16 protein-coding genes and 1 riboswitch are annotated in these 16685 nt (G+C 35.0%); of the genes, 6 read left to right on the top strand and 10 right to left on the bottom strand.

The genetic code is table 11. The features are described from left to right. Positions 1-203 precede the first annotated feature (203 nt). Positions 204-1055: a GRP family sugar transporter gene (locus tag AC0L0O_RS28150; RefSeq protein WP_000353544.1), complete on the top strand. Its 852-nt coding sequence runs from the start codon at positions 204-206 to the stop codon at positions 1053-1055. A 67-nt stretch (positions 1056-1122) separates the two neighbouring features. On the opposite strand, the gene pnuC is transcribed toward AC0L0O_RS28150, so the two are convergent. Further along, on the bottom strand, positions 1123-1773 hold the full coding sequence (gene pnuC, locus AC0L0O_RS28155) for a nicotinamide riboside transporter PnuC (RefSeq protein WP_000621361.1): 651 nt from the start codon (positions 1771-1773) through the stop codon (positions 1123-1125). A 187-nt stretch (positions 1774-1960) separates the two neighbouring features. On the opposite strand from pnuC, the gene proC reads away from it, so the two are divergent. The 4 genes from proC to AC0L0O_RS28175 all read left to right on the top strand — a co-directional run bounded on the left by proC (position 1961) and on the right by AC0L0O_RS28175 (position 7660). Then, complete coding sequence (gene proC, locus AC0L0O_RS28160) at positions 1961-2764, top strand: pyrroline-5-carboxylate reductase (RefSeq protein ID WP_000956260.1); 804 nt, start codon at positions 1961-1963, stop codon at positions 2762-2764. Between the two features lies 1 nt (position 2765). Continuing rightward, positions 2766-3599: an aldo/keto reductase gene (locus AC0L0O_RS28165; protein WP_000060184.1), complete on the top strand. Its 834-nt coding sequence runs from the start codon at positions 2766-2768 to the stop codon at positions 3597-3599. A gap of 153 nt (positions 3600-3752) precedes the next feature. Next, positions 3753-3859: riboswitch (SAM riboswitch) on the top strand. Positions 3860-3991: 132 nt separating this feature from the next. Beyond that, a complete protein-coding gene (locus AC0L0O_RS28170; RefSeq protein WP_000726473.1) occupies positions 3992-5632 on the top strand; it encodes a peptide ABC transporter substrate-binding protein in 1641 nt (546 codons plus the stop codon). A gap of 387 nt (positions 5633-6019) precedes the next feature. After that, positions 6020-7660: a peptide ABC transporter substrate-binding protein gene (locus tag AC0L0O_RS28175; protein ID WP_000731071.1), complete on the top strand. Its 1641-nt coding sequence runs from the start codon at positions 6020-6022 to the stop codon at positions 7658-7660. Between the two features lie 44 nt (positions 7661-7704). Here the strand turns inward: AC0L0O_RS28175 and AC0L0O_RS28180 are convergent, their stop codons facing one another. The 4 genes from AC0L0O_RS28180 to AC0L0O_RS28195 all read right to left on the bottom strand — a co-directional run bounded on the left by AC0L0O_RS28180 (position 7705) and on the right by AC0L0O_RS28195 (position 10659). After that, positions 7705-8844, bottom strand: a complete 1140-nt coding sequence (locus AC0L0O_RS28180; protein WP_000387729.1) for a YhgE/Pip domain-containing protein — start codon at positions 8842-8844, stop codon at positions 7705-7707. A 58-nt stretch (positions 8845-8902) separates the two neighbouring features. Next, positions 8903-9484, bottom strand: a complete 582-nt coding sequence (locus AC0L0O_RS28185; RefSeq protein ID WP_000124366.1) for a TetR/AcrR family transcriptional regulator — start codon at positions 9482-9484, stop codon at positions 8903-8905. Between the two features lie 65 nt (positions 9485-9549). Next, positions 9550-9741, bottom strand: coding sequence for a lipoprotein (locus AC0L0O_RS28190; protein WP_000922543.1), 192 nt, complete (start codon positions 9739-9741; stop codon positions 9550-9552). Between the two features lie 18 nt (positions 9742-9759). Beyond that, complete coding sequence (locus tag AC0L0O_RS28195) at positions 9760-10659, bottom strand: helix-turn-helix transcriptional regulator (protein ID WP_000544219.1); 900 nt, start codon at positions 10657-10659, stop codon at positions 9760-9762. 172 nt (positions 10660-10831) lie between these two features. Here AC0L0O_RS28195 and AC0L0O_RS28200 point away from each other — a divergent pair, with 172 nt between their 5' ends. Continuing rightward, a complete protein-coding gene (locus AC0L0O_RS28200; RefSeq protein ID WP_001259647.1) occupies positions 10832-11299 on the top strand; it encodes a YusW family protein in 468 nt (155 codons plus the stop codon). A 16-nt stretch (positions 11300-11315) separates the two neighbouring features. On the opposite strand, the gene AC0L0O_RS28205 is transcribed toward AC0L0O_RS28200, so the two are convergent. Genes AC0L0O_RS28205 through AC0L0O_RS28225 form a run of 5 tightly spaced genes read right to left on the bottom strand, consistent with a single transcriptional unit; the run spans position 11316 to position 16615 of the window. Continuing rightward, positions 11316-12926, bottom strand: coding sequence for a peptide ABC transporter substrate-binding protein (locus AC0L0O_RS28205; RefSeq protein ID WP_000714120.1), 1611 nt, complete (start codon positions 12924-12926; stop codon positions 11316-11318). A 13-nt stretch (positions 12927-12939) separates the two neighbouring features. Then, positions 12940-13713 carry an ABC transporter ATP-binding protein gene (locus tag AC0L0O_RS28210; protein WP_000196361.1) on the bottom strand — a complete coding sequence of 258 codons (774 nt, stop codon included), beginning with the start codon at positions 13711-13713 and terminating at the stop codon, positions 12940-12942. Beyond that, positions 13710-14720 carry an ABC transporter ATP-binding protein gene (locus tag AC0L0O_RS28215; RefSeq protein WP_000079888.1) on the bottom strand — a complete coding sequence of 337 codons (1011 nt, stop codon included), beginning with the start codon at positions 14718-14720 and terminating at the stop codon, positions 13710-13712. Before AC0L0O_RS28215 ends, AC0L0O_RS28210 begins: the two co-directional genes overlap by 4 nt. Next, positions 14677-15681 carry an ABC transporter permease gene (locus tag AC0L0O_RS28220; protein ID WP_000501551.1) on the bottom strand — a complete coding sequence of 335 codons (1005 nt, stop codon included), beginning with the start codon at positions 15679-15681 and terminating at the stop codon, positions 14677-14679. The genes AC0L0O_RS28215 and AC0L0O_RS28220 overlap by 44 nt, the downstream gene beginning before the upstream one ends. Before the next feature lie 16 nt (positions 15682-15697). After that, complete coding sequence (locus AC0L0O_RS28225; RefSeq protein WP_000289314.1) at positions 15698-16615, bottom strand: ABC transporter permease; 918 nt, start codon at positions 16613-16615, stop codon at positions 15698-15700. Positions 16616-16685 lie beyond the last annotated feature (70 nt).

Raw genomic sequence — 16685 nt, forward strand, 5'->3', positions numbered from 1 at the left:
TTTGAATTTACTTTCTAAAATAGGCAATTTCCTGTTATTATATGGAGGTGTTTCAAAAATTGAAGAAATGAAAACGCATTTATATCGTGAATTCTTCATTCTGTTTTAGCGATCGGTAATCTTCTACTCTATTAGTGGGGCATTACCGATCGTTAGAACGATATGTAATTATATTGGTATAGCAAACCGAAGGGAGTCTTGTAATGGACATTTTATTAGCGCTTCTTCCTGCAATTGCATGGGGAAACATCTTATTAGTAAGCGTAAAAATGGGCGGTGGTGCATATAGCCAAACGGTAGGTATGACAATCGGTGCTCTATTCTTCGCAACAATTATGTATGTATTTACTCAACCAGCTTTAACAATGACAATCTTGATTGTTGGCTTTATTTCAGGTTTATTCTGGGCTTTAGGACAAGTAAACCAATTAAAAACAGTTGAAAAGTTAGGTGTTTCTACTACTGTAACGATTTCTACTGGTATGCAACTTGTTGCAACTTCTATCTTTGGAGTTATCGCTTTCCGTGAGTGGACTACTACAACAACGATCATTCTGGGAACGATTGCAATCCTATTAATCGTAGTTGGTGTTGTATTCACATCATTAGATGATAAAGAAAATGCTCAGCCACCAGGACAATTGAAAAAAGGACTTCTTACTTTAATTGTTTCTACTTTCGGCTACCTTGTATATGTAATTATTATTCGTTGGTATAATATCGATGGTTGGTCTGCTATTTTACCACAAGCAGTTGGTATGTTTGTTGGTGCGGTTGTACTGACATCTAAACATAAACCATTTAATAAATATGCAATCCGTAACGCTTTATCTGGTTTACTATGGGGAACTGGAAACTTATTCTTACTTCTTTCATTACCACGTGTTGGAGTAGCAACAAGCTTCCCATTATCTCAAACTGGAATCGTTATCTCAACATTCGGTGCGATTGTCTTCTTAGGCGAAAAGAAAACGAAACGTCAATTGATCTTTATTGCACTAGGTAGTGTTTTAATTATCGGCGGCGCTGTATTACTTGGTATGACAAAAGCATAAACTTATAATCTATTAGTAAACCCCTGAGGCACATATGCTTCAGGGGTTTTTTAATTCTAATTATTTTCTAGATATAATTATTTGTATGTTTTTGTCCCTTATAATTATTCTTCCACTCTAGCAAACCCGCTACACATATAAAGAGATTAATAACAGCTAATATTAGCATAACGTATAACCCAGTGGAAATATAAATTGAAATACTAACTACATTATATAAAATCCATAAATGCCAGTTTTCTAAGATTTTTCGACTTAACATAAATTGAGCTACTAATCCTAGTACAGCATTTAAAGCGTCTAAATATGGACTTGTTGATTCTAAGTAATGGACTTGATAATACCCCCAACCAATCCATGCAACTAAAATAAAGATTATATAAAAAATCCAACCTTTCAAATCTAAACGAACTGTTGCTTTTACCTCTTCCTCCCCACTACGTGCAATCCAATGATACCAACCATATACATTAAATATAAATTGAAAGGCTGCCAATACTGCCATTGCATATAAACCTTGTGTAATAAAAATATATAGAAATACCGCAACGGTAATCATACCGAATAAAAAGTTGGATACTTTTTCTCTTGCTAATAGCCAAACATTAATAATTCCCATGACCGATGCAAAGATTTCAATATAGCTCGATTGAATATACAATCCAACCAATACACAAATAATACTAGTAATGAGTAAAAAGAGCGGACTTCTAATCATAATCATCTCTCCCCAGATGTGTAATAAATTCCCTATCACCAGTATAAGGAATCACTCTCCCTTTCACCATTAATTTCCTACTTTTCATTATCTATTCCATCTACAATAAGCCTTTTCTTTTTACAAAATTCTCTTAAAAATGGTATCGTTTTTTATAACATATCTCCACTAGAAAGGAATAGAGGATATGCTAACTAAACATCGAATTCTATTTATTGGTGCTGGTCGTATGGCAGAAGCTATATTTTCCGGATTACTTAAAACAAGCAAAGAATACATCGAAGAGATTATCGTTTCTAACCGAAGTAACGTAGAAAAGCTAGATCAATTACGAGCGCGATATAATGTGTCTACTACAACAGATTGGAAGCAACATGTTACATCTGTTGATACGATTGTTTTAGCAATGCCGCCTTCTGCACATGAAGAATTATTAGCAGAGTTATCTCCGTTACTATCGAATCAACTTGTCGTAACGGTAGCTGCTGGCATCGGCCCATCTTATTTAGAAGAAAGACTTCCCGGGGGGACGCCTGTTGCTTGGATTATGCCAAATACAGCTGCTGAAATTGGAAAGTCTATCTCCTTATACACGATGGGACAATTCGTAAACGAGACTCATCAAGAAACCCTGCAATTGCTTTTAAGGGGCATTGGTACTTCGCAACTTTGTACCGAGGAAGAAGTTCATCAACTTACTGCAGTTACTGGAAGTGCACCAGCCTTCCTTTATTACTTTGCTGAAAGTTTAATTGAAGCAACAAAAAGTTATGGAGTCGATGAAGCAACCGCAAAACACCTTGTCATTCAAATGATTTCTGGCTCTGCTTCTATGCTTGAACAAACACAAGATCCAGCTAACCTCCGTGAACAAGTAACAACGCCAGGTGGTTCCACAGCTGAAGGTCTCAAAGCTTTATATGAATATAATTTTTCAGAGGCAATTCAAAAAGCAGTAGAAGCAACAAACAAAAAAGCTAGGGGGAAGTAATATGAGTTTAACAAGTTTAAAAGACTATACAACATTACATAACGGTGTAAAAATGCCTTGGTTCGGTTTAGGTGTTTTTAAAGTAGAAGATGGTTCACAAGTAATTGATTCTGTAAAAGCAGCAATTAAAAATGGCTACCGCAGTATCGATACTGCAGCAATCTATCAAAACGAAGAAGGCGTTGGACAAGCGATCCGTGAATCAGGTGTTTCACGTGAAGAATTATTTATCACATCAAAAGTATGGAATAGCGATCAAGGATATGAAACAACACTTCAAGCATTTGAAACTACGTTAGAAAAATTAGGTCTAGAATATTTAGATTTATATTTAGTACATTGGCCTGTAAAAGGGAAATATACTGAATCGTGGAAAGCGTTAGAAAAGCTTTATAAAGATGGCCGTGTTCGTGCTATCGGTGTGAGCAATTTCCACATTCACCACTTACAAGACGTATTTGAAATTGCTGAAATTAAACCAATGGTCAACCAAGTGGAATACCACCCACGTTTAGCACAAGAAGAGTTACACGCTTTCTGTAAAGAACATAACATCCAGCTTGAAGCTTGGTCACCATTAATGCAAGGACAACTACTGGATAACCCAACATTACAAGACATTGCGAAAAAATATAATAAATCAACTGCGCAAATTATTTTACGCTGGGATTTACAAAACGAAGTTGTAACAATTCCTAAATCAATTAAAGAACATCGCATTATTGAAAATGCAAACATCTTCGACTTTGAATTAAGTTCTGATGATATGAAAGCAATTCAAGCTTTAAATGAAGATCGCCGCGTTGGTCCAGATCCAGATAACTTTAATTTCTAAGCGAAAAACCACTGTACATAATGCAGTGGTTTTTCTCGATTAAAAACTGAAAATTTAAACTATATTCAATTTAATTGACAGTTTATTGTGCAAGGTGTAAGATTTTGAATTATCAAAGAAACAAAAAAATTAATAAAATTTATTCGTTTACTCATTGTATCAAGAGAGGTGGAGGGACTGGCCCTTTGAAACCTCGGCAGCAGGTTCATTTTTGAATACTGTGCCACTTCCTGCAAGCTTTATAGCTTGAAAGATAGAATGAGGGACTTCGTTTATATACGGGTGCATAACTTGTACGTAAAAATCCCTCTTTCTCAATACGAAAAGAGGGATTTTTTATTTTTCATTTCCCTCATCATCATCCAAACTTAATTATTTAGGAGGAAAATCAAATGAAAAAGAAGTTTGTACCCGGTATTGCATCAGTTGTAGGAGTAAGTATTTTATTAACTGGTTGCGGTAGTTATAAAAACGAAGCAAGCGGAGCAAATGCAAAAGACGAGGCACCTAGTAAACAGGTTTTAAACTTATCTTCACCTACTGAAATACGAACAATGGATACAGCTCGTGCTACAGATACTGATTCTGGTCAAGTAATGAGAAACGTATTTGAAGGTTTGTATAATCTTGGTGAAGGTAACAAACCTGTTCCTGGTGTTGCAAAATCTCATGAAGTAAGTGGTGATAAAACGAAATACACATTCCACCTGCGAGATTCAAAATGGTCAAACGGTACTCCTGTTACAGCAAAAGATTTTGTCTTCGCTTGGCAAAGAGCTGTCGATCCAGCAACAGCCTCTGAATATGCATTTCTATTCTTTGATATTAAAAACGCAACAAAAATTAACAACAAAGAACTTCCAGCCGACCAACTTGGTGTAAAAGCAGTTGATGACCATACGTTTGAGGTAGAATTAGAGCGTCCTGTTCCGTATTTTATTAGTTTAACAGCGTTCCCAACATTTCTACCAATTAACGAGGAATTCTTTAAAGCACAAGGTGATAAGTACGCTTTAGAAGATAATACAATCTTGTACAATGGAGCTTTTACACTAAGCGATTGGAAGCATGAACAAAGCTTTAAATTCAAGAAAAACCCTACCTATTGGGATAAAGATACTGTCAAACTAGAAGAAATCAATTTTAACGTTGTAAAAGAAAAATCAACAGAAGTAAACTTATTCGAATCAAAACAATTAGACCGTATAAAATTAACATCTGATTTCGTTGATAAATATAAAAAAGATGCAAACTTTAAAGAACGCCCGAACGTAGGCGTACAATTTTTACGTATGAATCAACAAAACAAAGTACTGCAAAACGTTTCTGCACGCCAAGCAATCGATCAAACAATTGATCGAAAATCCTTTGTAAATACGTTATTAAATGATGGCTCTACACCAACCTTTGGTCTCGTTCCAAAAAACTTTGCAAAAGGGCCTGATGGAAAGGACTTCCGTACTATAAACGGAGATTTAACCAAAGTTGATACAAAATCTGCACAAGAGTTATGGAAAAAGGCAAAACAAGAGCTTGGTTCTGAAAAGATTACATTAGAATTATTAACAAGTGATGCTGACCTTGATAAGAAAACGGGTGAGTTCTTAAAAGGACAACTAGAAAAGAATTTAGATGGATTAACAGTAAATGTGAAACCACAACCACGTAAACAACAAGTTTCACTTTTATTAAAAGGTGACTATGAAATCGGTATTGATGGCTGGAGCCCTGACTTTGCTGATCCAATTACATTCCTTGAATTGTTTACAACGAATAATCCATACAACTTAGATCATTACTCTAATAAGGAATTCGATAAAACAATTGAAAAGGTTAAAACGACTTTAGCTGGTGATGAAAAAGCTCGATGGGAAGCATTACTAGCATCCGAGAAAATATTATTTAAAGACTCTGTTATCGCTCCTCTTTACCAGAAAGGCGAATCTTATTTAGAACGTTCTTATGTGAAAGGAATTGTGCAAGTAGACTTTGCAGGTCAATTAAACTTCAAATGGGCACAAATTGAAAAATAAAAGACAACCTGAATTGAAGTTTTTCTATCTACACCAATTGTTTTATTGAAAAAATGTATTAAAAGCGGGTTTCTCAATAAGAGAAAATCCGCTTTTTTAATATATTATTTTAAAAAATTAATGCTTCACTTTTTATTATTGACATATAGTTCTTTCCAGTGTTAATATTCTAAATAATCAAAGAAACAAAATATTTCACCATCATAATATAACGTCTACTACGTTGAAACATATAACGATAGATTATAGTTCAACATGTATATACATATAGAACACCTGATTACCTACATGTACACATTTATAATAGGTTTTCTCTTCTTCTATAAATACACTTTAAGACATGGACATTATGACGTTACGAACAACACATTTAGGGAGGAACGAACAATGAAGAAAAAAGTTGTACCTGTTGTTGCATCTGTTTTAGGGGCAAGTCTATTACTAACTGCTTGCGGGGGAAATAAAGATAATGCAAGCGGAGCGAAAGCAAATGATAAAGCACCTGATAAACAGGCAATTAACTTATCATTTGCTTCAGAAATTCCAACAATGGATGTTGCAAAAGCAACGGATGGGGAATCCATGAACGTAATGCGCAATGTTTTTGAAGGGTTATATGCAATGGGAGAAGATAATAAACCGATTCCTGGTGTTGCTGAGTCGGTTGACGTTAGTGCCGATAAAACGAAATATACATTCCACCTGCGTGATTCAAAATGGTCAAACGGTACTCCTGTTACAGCAAAGGATTTCGTCTTTGCTTGGCAACGTGCCGTAAACCCTGATACAGCAGCTGAATATGCATTCTTATTCTTCGATATAAAGAATGCGAAACAAATAAACCAAAAACAATTACCGGTTGATCAATTAGGTATTAAAGCTGTTGATGATAAAACGTTAGAAGTACAACTAGATCGTCCTGTTCCCTACTTCTTAAGCTTAACGACATTCTCAACATTCTTGCCAATTAATGAAGAGTACTTAAAGTCTCAAGGCGATAAATACGGTTTAGAAACAAATCATTTAATTTACAACGGTGCTTTCACATTAGATAACTGGAAACATGAGCAAAGCTTCCAATTGAAGAAGAATCCTAACTATTGGGATGCTAAAACTGTAAAATTAGAAGAAATCAACTTCAATGTCGTTAAAGATAAGTCTACAGAAGTGAACTTATATGATTCAGGACAAATTGATCGCGTTGCTTTAACTGCGGAGTTTGTTGATAAATATAAAGGCGATCCAAACTTCAAAGAACGCGCTGAAGTTGGCATTCAATTTTTACGACTCAATCAAAAAAATGAAACATTAAAAAATCAGCATGCGCGCCTTGCTATTAACGGCGCAATGAATAAAAAAGCCTACGTAGAAACAATTTTAAATAACGGCGCTGTTCCAGCTGAAGGAATGATTCCTGCGAAATTTGCAAAAAGTCCTGATGGCAACGACTTCCGTAAAGAAAATGGCAATCTAGTCAAGGATGATGTGAAAACAGCGAAAGAAAACTGGAAAAAAGCGAAGCAAGAACTTGGTACTGACAAAGTAACAATTGAACTCTTAACAAGTGATAATGCTTTAGCTAAAAAAACTGGTGAATATTTAAAAGGTGAACTAGAAAAGAACTTAGATGGATTAACAGTGAATTTAAAACCACAACCACGTAAACAACAGTTAAAACTACTATTAAGTGGTGACTACGAAATCGGTATTGATGGCTGGGGCCCTGACTTCGCTGATCCAATTACATTCTTAGATTTATTTACAACAGATAGTGCTTACAACTTCGATAAATACTCTAACAAAGAGTACGATGAGCTAATTCATAAAGTAAAAACAGATTTAGCTGGTGATGAAAAGGCACGGTTTGAAGCAATGAAGCAAGCTGAAAAAATTCTATTACAAGACGGTGCTGTCGCTCCTTTATACCAACAAGGTCGTTCTTACTTACAACGCTCTTTCATTAAAGGACTTGTAACAACTGACTTCGGTGGTGAGTTTAACTACAAGTGGACAGAAGTTGCAAAATAATAAGTGCTAATAAAAAGGTATCCCACCGAGGATACCTTTTTATTTTATGCTTCTTTAACTACAGAGCTTCTCCCCTTTACTATTCCTTTTATAGCTAAAGTCATCACTGCTACTGATTGTGTAACCAATACAATAACTAATAATGAAATAATATTTCTCTCTAAACTAACTCCTCCAAATATTATTGTATAATAGCCATTTGCTGCATATGTTGCGGGAAATAACTCGCCAATTGTTTGATATGTTTTAGAAAGCATCTCATGTGGTACGATTACACCCGAACTTACAAGTTGTAGTGATAGCGAGATAATATTAAAAATCATACCTGCGTTTCCAAACACAGTTAGAAACATTTGTGTTAATGAAAGAAATGCAAAGAAAACTATCGCTTGAAATATCCATACACTCCATACCGTTTCGTGCATTTCGATTTGGAACCCTTTCATTAAACCAATTGTAATACATGCAAGTAAAATTGATACTGTACCGTTTATGATTTGTCTTGATAAGAAATTACTCCAACCGCCCTTTACTTCTTTTGCAACTTTTGATAGTTCCATACTCATAATCATTGCTCCTACAAATGAAGCTAATACGATCATTAGCGGTACCATATTCACTGAAAATCCTTTTGCATCATTTACTTTATGAACTGTAAAACCAATTGAATCTTCGGTTAACCCTCTTATCACTTCTACATTCTCAGGTCCTACAGCTTGTAGCTTTCCAACAATCGCTTGTTTCTTATAATTTGCTATCTCTTTATTTACATTATCTTGAATTTGTTTTGCAGCTCCTTCCATCATTTGCTTTGCCATCATGGCATTCGCTTGATTAATATGGAAGTGTAAATTTGTCTTTCCTGTTCCATTTATATCTTTTGAAAAAGAAGCTGGAATTTCAATGATCATATCGTACACATGGTCATTCATTTCTTTAGTTGCCTTTTCTACAGACCTTTCTGCTTTCACTTGAAATGGTAAATTTCTCTGTAAGCTTTCTGCTATTTTACTACCTATATTGACATCTTCATTCACAATAGCGATACGCATTTGATCAGCTCTTTCATTCACTCCATCATACGCCGTTAACCAAACGCAAAAGAAAATAAGTTGGAACGATAATGCCACTACCATTCCTACATACGTACCAGGTCGTTTTAAAAATTGTTTTAATGCTTCCATCTTCTCACTCTCCTATTTAGCAAGCAAGTACATGCTTGCATTTTATTTTAAATAAATACTAGGGTCTTAATGCCCTAGCATATAAAACAATATTATTTTCAATAAATTTCTCATCATCAACTTCTGTCAGACGATCGGCAAAACGTAATTTAGATAAGAAGTATCCAAAATTAATCCAGATAAAGTTCATTACTTGCGCTTCAATATTCGTATCAATAATGTTTCCTTTTTCCTGCATTTTTGCAAAATAGATACTTAATTCTTCTTTTAGTCCTTGTGGTATTTTAGCAATTTCCCCGTCTAATTCAGGAAATTCTCCAGCCTCACGTATACCAATAGCAATAATATCTTTTACCCCATCTAAAAAATTATGATAATGCCTTGCTAAATTTTTTAAATCCGTTTCTAATTCCCACACAATTTCTGTTTGTAAAAACTGTTTTAAATGCGGTACATATGAAAATTCAGCAACCGCCGCTTCAATAACACCCTTCTTACTTTTAAAATTGCGGAATATCGTTACTTCATTAACACCCGCACGCATTGCAATTTCTTTCGTTGTCGCTGCTGTATATCCTTTTTCTTTCACTAGTTCAATCGCTGCTTGAATAATTTTTTCTGCTGTCTTTGAGCGCGCCATAAAATCCTCTCTTCCTCATGCAAGTGATCACTTACATTTAGATTATATAACTTTTCTAACAATTGTCAATAATCCTCTTCCCCTTCTTTTTGCATTGAACTAAAACTCATCATAAATATAAACAAAAACATCAAATATGTTTTCCATGTCAAAGAAGGTGTATGCCCTGACCAAATATAGCTAACTAAATAATTAATTCCCATAATGCAAGACGATATTACTAAACTAATACTTATTAGTTTTACATATTTGAGCATATCTTTTCTCCTTGTTTTTTATTTTTCTACTTCTTCAAATTGTAGATTCACCGGTTCTTCTAAAAGTGTTTCATAAAAGTTCTCTGCCAAATCTGTTGTAGGAATTTTTTCATCTACTTCATCAAATCGAATACTATCTAGCCACACACAACCTTCTCCTGATAATAAAACACCAAATGCAATACCAAGCGCTCCTTCTTTTATATCTAATACAACCGAGTACGATTGCCAATTATTCGTATTTTTAATGGGACGATTTTGCATATTATCCATAGCAAGCGGTTCTGTCTCTTTTCCGTCTACTCGCATCCACAATCCTGCCCAATCTCTTACATTTTCACTCTTAACAAATGCTGTAAAACGTAATCTCTTCCCTACATATTTATCCGCTCGGAACATTTGCATTAATGTTGAAAATCCTCCGTGCGTAACATTCTCTTTTGCTTTTATGTATGCAGATACCTTCCCTTGATGGACAACTTCATAATCTAAACCCATCTCATATTCAGCAGGATGACTTCCACTTAAGATCCATCCTTTCGGTATACCCTTTTGCATTGAAACACCCTCTCTTTCTATATAAAATGACTGGAAGTACTTTCGATATTTCTTTGGTGGCAATTGAAACATTCTTTTAAAAGCTCTCGTAAACGCCTCTTGTGAGGAAAAACCATATTGCATCGCAATATCAATAACAGCTCTCTCGGTCGACACTAAAACCTGCGCAGCATGAGTTAACCTTCTCTTTCGAATATAATCCGTTACACTCATCCCAATATACCTTTGAAAAATACGATGAAAATGGTACATCGATACTGCACTGTGAGATGCTACTCTTTCTGTTGTAAGCTCCTCATGTAAGTGATTCTCTATATATTCAATAGCTTTTTTTATCATCTCTTTATATTCTTCATGCATTTTAGTCCCTCCTCACAATTTAAATTTACCATATACATACAAATTTTTTTTGATTTAAATTGCGGATTAACCCTTGTAGCTACAGGATAATAATTTATTTTCAACGCATACATAATTACATGATTTTGGGAAAAACTTGTATAGAACGAATTTACATAAGGAGGAATTTTCAATGAGAACTCTACTATCAGTTTTATTAGCTCTTATGCTAGTACCTGCATTAACGGGATGTAAAGCTCCTGCAAAAGAAGATACAACTTCTAATAAAAAGACTACTGAAGAAGCAAAAAATGAGACTCCTGCAGATTTAAAACTTAATTTTAATGAATTTAGTTTAGATGCAGACTATCAAGATACGAAGAAAGACTACGAAGCTGATTATAAAAATGTAGCGGCTGATAAGAAAATGGAAGCAAAAATTGAAGATCATAAAGCAGATGTAAATTTAACAGGAGACGAAGCTATCACAAAATTAAGCCCACTTCTACAAGAATTGAAATTTGATAAAGATACTCCTGACCAAGAAGTAATCGATCAAGTCTTAAACGTGTTCAAACTTGATAAAGACTATCAAAAATTCGAGTTAGAAGTTGTCTTCTCTGATGGAACGAAAAAAGAATATAAAAGAGAAATAAAATAAAGAAGTAGGCGGTTGCCTACTTCTTTATTTTTACATATCTTAAATCTGGTTTAGATCCAACATAATATTGAAGTCCAGATACTGATTCTTTTTGTAAATAAGAATCAGAAGGGAATATAATTGGGATTAACGGTGAATCTGTAAACATAATATCTTCTGCTTTATGCAATAAGTCAAAACGTTTATCTTCATTTTGTTCAACTTCGGCTTCTTTTACTAAAGCATCAAATTCTTTATTATGCCATTTTGCATAGTTATTGGGACCATCACCTGCATATAAATCTAGTTTAGTAATTGGATCTAGTAAAGAACCTCCCCATCCCATATAAGCTAATTGAAAATCACTTTGCTTATATGTATCGATGTAACTCTTCCACTCTTTATTTTCTAACTTAATATCTACGCCAAGATTTTTCTTAAACATTTCTTGCATTGCTTCTGCTACTTTTTTATGTTGTGTATCTGTAGTGAATTTCAATGTTACTGCAGGTAATGTAGACCAACCTTGTTCTTTCATACCCTCTTCTAATAATTTTTTCGCTTCTGCCGGATCGAATTTAACATAATCGCCTTTTTCTTTACGGAAATCACGACCACCTTGTGTTTTTGCTCCTTCTGGAACGAATGCATATGCTTCTTGTGCATTATTCTTATACAGTTTTTCAACGATAAACTTACGATCAACTGCTAATGAAAAGGCTTTACGCACTTTCGCATTTGTGAATGGCTCTTTTTCTACGTTAAACGAATAAATATAAGATGAGAATCCTGCAACACGCTTATATTCTTTATTTCCTTTTTCTTTCTCAATCATCTCTTGTGGTAAACCACTTAGTAAATCTAATTCTTTTGATTTGTACAATTGGTACGCTGTTTTAGAGTCTGGAATAATGCGAAACTCAATTTCTTTTAATGTCACCTTTTTATCATAATATTCTTTGTTTTTTTGCACTGTAATAGCTTGGTTATGCTTCCATTCTTTTAACGTGAATGGTCCGTTCGTAATTAACTCTTTTGGATTTGTTTTTAATTTATTATTATCATCAATTGATTTTTTAGATAATGGAATAAATAATGAACTTGCTAGCTTTTGTTTAATAGAAGAAACAGGGTGCTCAAGTGTTATCTTTAATGTTTGAGGATCAACAACTTGAATACCAACTTGGCCTTCTTCACCTTTTCCAGTATTATATGCCTCTGCCCCTTTAATAAAATACATTTCTGTAGCATTCATAGAACCCGTTTTCGGATTTAATAATCGCTTCCATGCAAATTCAAAGTCATTTGCTGTAATAGGAGAACCATCTGACCATTTAATATCTTTCTTTAAATGAATTGTATACTCCGTTCCATCAGCATTTACTTCTTCTTTCTCTGCTAATTCATTTTGATATTTCCCATCGCTATCTTGCGTATATAAGCTTGAGAATAAATGTCCAATTACATAACCTGACGTGCTATCTGTCGAAATAGCAGCATCAAGAGTATATGGATCACTACTAATATTCGTTACTAATCGATCTCCTTCTCCCTTACCAGCACTTGCTTTTTGCGTCTCTTTCTTACCGCAAGCGACAGAAGTAATTGCTAATACGGTCATAATGACAAATAATAAAAACTTCTTCATCTTACATTCCCCTTTACCCTGAAATTTTTGGTGTTGATGCTAATAATGTTTTTGTATAAGAATGTTGTGGATTACGGAATACTTCGTCCGTATTTCCAAATTCAACAAGTTCTCCCTTATATAAGACAGCCACCTTTTCACACAAGTAGTGAACCATTGGCAAATCATGCGCGATAAATAAATATGTATAGCCTTGTTCCCTTTGAATCTTTTGTAGCAGATGTACAATTTGAATTTGCAATGAAACATCTAACGCTGAAATTGGTTCATCAAGAATCAATACTTCTGGCTCACACAATAACGCTCTTGCAATAGCAATTCGTTGACGTTGTCCTCCGCTAAATTCGTGCGGGTAACGATCAATATATCGTCTATCTAGTCCAACACGTTCTAGCGCATCACCTGCGACTTTATCTTTCAGCCCTTTATCGCCTAAACCGAATGAAATATAGCCTTCTGTTACGCTATCGCGTACTTTCCAGCGCGGATTTAATGCTGCTGTGGAATCTTGAAAAATAAACTGTACTTTCTGTAAGAAATCACGTTTATGAGCTGCCTTCAGCTTGTGAACGACTTGACCGTTATAATCAATTTCACCAGACGTTGGGCTCTCGATCCCAGCTATGAGCTTACCAAGTGTTGTTTTTCCTGAACCACTTTCTCCAATAATGCCAAGCGTTGTTCCTTTCGGGATCGCAAGTGATATGTCTTTTAACGCTGCGATTTCTTTATTTTTACTTCCATACGTTTTCGTTACTTGCTTTACAGTAATTAAATCTCTCGTCATGAGGCATTCACCTTCTCTTTTGATTTCGCTCTATCATGCTCTAGAACATGCTGCCAACAATGTGAACTGTGTTCCGCGGAATATGTTGTTCTCTCTGGGAAACGATGAATGCATTCTTGTATTGCTACTAGACATCTATTTACAAATGGGCACCCAAAGCTGTTCAATGTTTCAATTGATGGTGTTGTTCCCTCAATTGCTCTAAGTACCTTTTCAGCATCATCCATATTCGGAATAGCTTGCAATAAGCTTTTCGTATATGGATGTTTAGGAGAACCTATTACTTCCTGTATTGTTCCTTTTTCAACAATACGTCCTCCATACATGACAACTACTCGGTCAGCCACTTCACGTACAAGTGCCAAATCATGTGTAATCAACAAAATACTCGTATTTTGTTTTTCTTTCCGCTCTTTTAATAACCCCATAATTTGTTTCTGAATTGTTACATCTAATGCCGTTGTAGGTTCATCTGCAATAACAAGCTTCGGATGACACGCAAATGCAATTGCTAAACAAATACGCTGCCTCATACCTCCACTTAATTGATGTGGGTACTGTTCAAAACGTTTCTCTGCTTCATGTATCCCTAAATCATTTAATAAATTAATCGCAATTTCTTTTGCCTCTTTTTTCGATTTCTTTTCATGCTGCAAAATCACTTCTGTAATTTGCCTTCCCACCTTCATCGTCGGATTTAAAGATGAAAGTGGGTCTTGAAAGATAAACGAAATATCTTTCCCACGAATTTGATTCCATTCTGATTCTTGTAAATTAGTTAAATCCTTTGACTCGAAAGATATATTTCCATCATCAAATTGAATTGATTCTTGATTTAAGCCGATAATAGATTGCGCTGTAACACTTTTTCCAGAGCCACTCTCTCCTACAAGTGCCACTATTTCACCTTCGTTAATAAAAAAGGAAACATGTTTCACAATCGCTTGCTTACTATTCTCTTTTTCAACGGCTAATGTTACGTTTTCTAAAGATAAGACTTGCGCCATGTTTTTTCTCCTTTCGATTACGTTTTATGATTTTCGGATCAATTGCATCTTGCAAACCATCACCAATTGCATTAAATGCGAACATGATGAGTGCAATCATGATTGCTGGGAAGAAAAGTTGCCACCATTCTCCGCTTAATAATGTCCCAAGCGCATCATTCGTCATTGTTCCCCAGCTTGCCGCTGGTGATTGTACTCCCAGTCCGATAAAGCTTAAAAATGATTCTGAGAAAATAGCTGCTGGAATTGTAAATGATAAATTTACGATAATAATTCCTGTTAAGTTTGGAATTAAATGTCCATATATAATTTTCATATGAGATGTGCCTAATCGTTCTGCTGCAATAACAAATTCTCTTTGCTTTAAAGATAAGACTTGCGCCCGAATGAGACGTGCCATGCCAATCCACCCCGTCAACGCAAGAGCGATTATAATTGTAAAGAGTCCTGGTTTCATAACGATTAATAGTAAAATAACAATTAATAAATATGGGATGCCATATAGCACTTCAATCCCTCTTATAATCCACTCATCAATTAACGTTCCAAGACGATTACGTCCTCTTACATATCCACTAAAACCTCCAATTAGCACACCAAGCCCTATGTCTAGAGCTGCTGCTACTAACCCAACTGTTAGTGAAATTTTCCCGCCAGCCCAAGTACGCGCCCAAATATCTCTACCTAAATCATCGGTTCCGAACCAATGCTCACTACTCGGTGGTAAGTTTGTTGCCTCTTTTACCTGTTCACTCGCAGTAAATGGCGTTAAACTTTCACCAATAAGCGAGAAAACAATAATGAGTAATAACGTCACTGATCCTAAAACTGCGATTGGATTCGATACAAACTTACGAAACACTTCTTTCTTTCGGCTAATCTTTTGCTGATCTTTATTTATCGTTAATTCTTTTTTCTCTTCATTCGTTAATAACTGATTATTAATTTCATAAGCCCCCATCTAAACATCCCCCTCCTTACGTAATAGAACGAATACGTGGATCAACAATACGGTGAATAATATCTGTAATAAAAATACATAAGATTAAAAGTGCACTATAAAAAATGGTTGTTCCCATAATCACTGGATAATCTCGATTAAAAATACTATCTACAAAATATTTCCCGAGACCAGGAATTGAAAAAATCTTTTCAATAACGAAAGTACCTGTTAAAAGTCCAGCCATTAACGGTCCAACAAATGTAAGTACTGGAACAATTGCATTTCGAAGAGCGTGTCTTATAATGATTTTCTTAATTGGTATACCTTTAGCTCTCGCTAGCTTAATATAATCACTCTGCAAAACTTCGATCATATTAGAACGAACAAATCTTGTAATAACCGCGATTGGTCCTAGTGCTAATGCAAAGGATGGCAATACCGTATGTTCGAAGGTGCCCCAAGACGCTACTGGTAAAAGTTCAAACTGTATAGCGAATACTTGTATAAATAATGGTGCTAAAATAAAACTTGGAATAGAAATACCGAGAATCGCAAGTAAGCTCACACTATAGTCAATTACTTTCCCATGATATAGAGCAGCAAATGTACCTGCAGCAATTCCAACTAATAATGAAATAATAAGTGCTTGTAAACCAATAATCGCTGATGGACCAAATCCGGTCGTTATAATCTCTGATACACCTTGCCCCGTCGACTGAACGGATTCACCAAAATCAAAATGAACTACACCGTCTAAATAAGCAACATATTGATTCCATAACGGTTCATCAAGGTGATACTTCGCCCTCATGTTTTGGATCACTTCTTCAGGAAAGATTTTTGCATCTGATGAAAATGGATCTCCCGGAATAATATGCATAATTAGAAATGTCACTGTCGTAATAACCCATAGTGTGAACACCATAACCGATAATTTTTTAATTACATACACTTCAATAACCCCCTAAACACATGAATTTACTTTGTTTTATGAACGTACTTTTTCCATTACTCCCTTTTCT

The organism is Bacillus sp. GS3m_15504, assembly GCF_055825275.1.

What these genes read in the sequence shown, in the direction of transcription:
- AC0L0O_RS28150 (WP_000353544.1), top strand. Translation starts at nt 204, where the DNA reads ATGGACATTTTATTAGCGCTTCTTCCTGCAATTGCATGGGGAAACATC.
- pnuC (WP_000621361.1), bottom strand. Translation starts at nt 1,773, where the DNA reads ATGATTAGAAGTCCGCTCTTTTTACTCATTACTAGTATTATTTGTGTA.
- proC (WP_000956260.1), top strand. Translation starts at nt 1,961, where the DNA reads ATGCTAACTAAACATCGAATTCTATTTATTGGTGCTGGTCGTATGGCA.
- AC0L0O_RS28165 (WP_000060184.1), top strand. Translation starts at nt 2,766, where the DNA reads ATGAGTTTAACAAGTTTAAAAGACTATACAACATTACATAACGGTGTA.
- AC0L0O_RS28170 (WP_000726473.1), top strand. Translation starts at nt 3,992, where the DNA reads ATGAAAAAGAAGTTTGTACCCGGTATTGCATCAGTTGTAGGAGTAAGT.
- AC0L0O_RS28175 (WP_000731071.1), top strand. Translation starts at nt 6,020, where the DNA reads ATGAAGAAAAAAGTTGTACCTGTTGTTGCATCTGTTTTAGGGGCAAGT.
- AC0L0O_RS28180 (WP_000387729.1), bottom strand. Translation starts at nt 8,844, where the DNA reads ATGGAAGCATTAAAACAATTTTTAAAACGACCTGGTACGTATGTAGGA.
- AC0L0O_RS28185 (WP_000124366.1), bottom strand. Translation starts at nt 9,484, where the DNA reads ATGGCGCGCTCAAAGACAGCAGAAAAAATTATTCAAGCAGCGATTGAA.
- AC0L0O_RS28190 (WP_000922543.1), bottom strand. Translation starts at nt 9,741, where the DNA reads ATGCTCAAATATGTAAAACTAATAAGTATTAGTTTAGTAATATCGTCT.
- AC0L0O_RS28195 (WP_000544219.1), bottom strand. Translation starts at nt 10,659, where the DNA reads ATGCATGAAGAATATAAAGAGATGATAAAAAAAGCTATTGAATATATA.
- AC0L0O_RS28200 (WP_001259647.1), top strand. Translation starts at nt 10,832, where the DNA reads ATGAGAACTCTACTATCAGTTTTATTAGCTCTTATGCTAGTACCTGCA.
- AC0L0O_RS28205 (WP_000714120.1), bottom strand. Translation starts at nt 12,926, where the DNA reads ATGAAGAAGTTTTTATTATTTGTCATTATGACCGTATTAGCAATTACT.
- AC0L0O_RS28210 (WP_000196361.1), bottom strand. Translation starts at nt 13,713, where the DNA reads ATGACGAGAGATTTAATTACTGTAAAGCAAGTAACGAAAACGTATGGA.
- AC0L0O_RS28215 (WP_000079888.1), bottom strand. Translation starts at nt 14,720, where the DNA reads ATGGCGCAAGTCTTATCTTTAGAAAACGTAACATTAGCCGTTGAAAAA.
- AC0L0O_RS28220 (WP_000501551.1), bottom strand. Translation starts at nt 15,681, where the DNA reads ATGGGGGCTTATGAAATTAATAATCAGTTATTAACGAATGAAGAGAAA.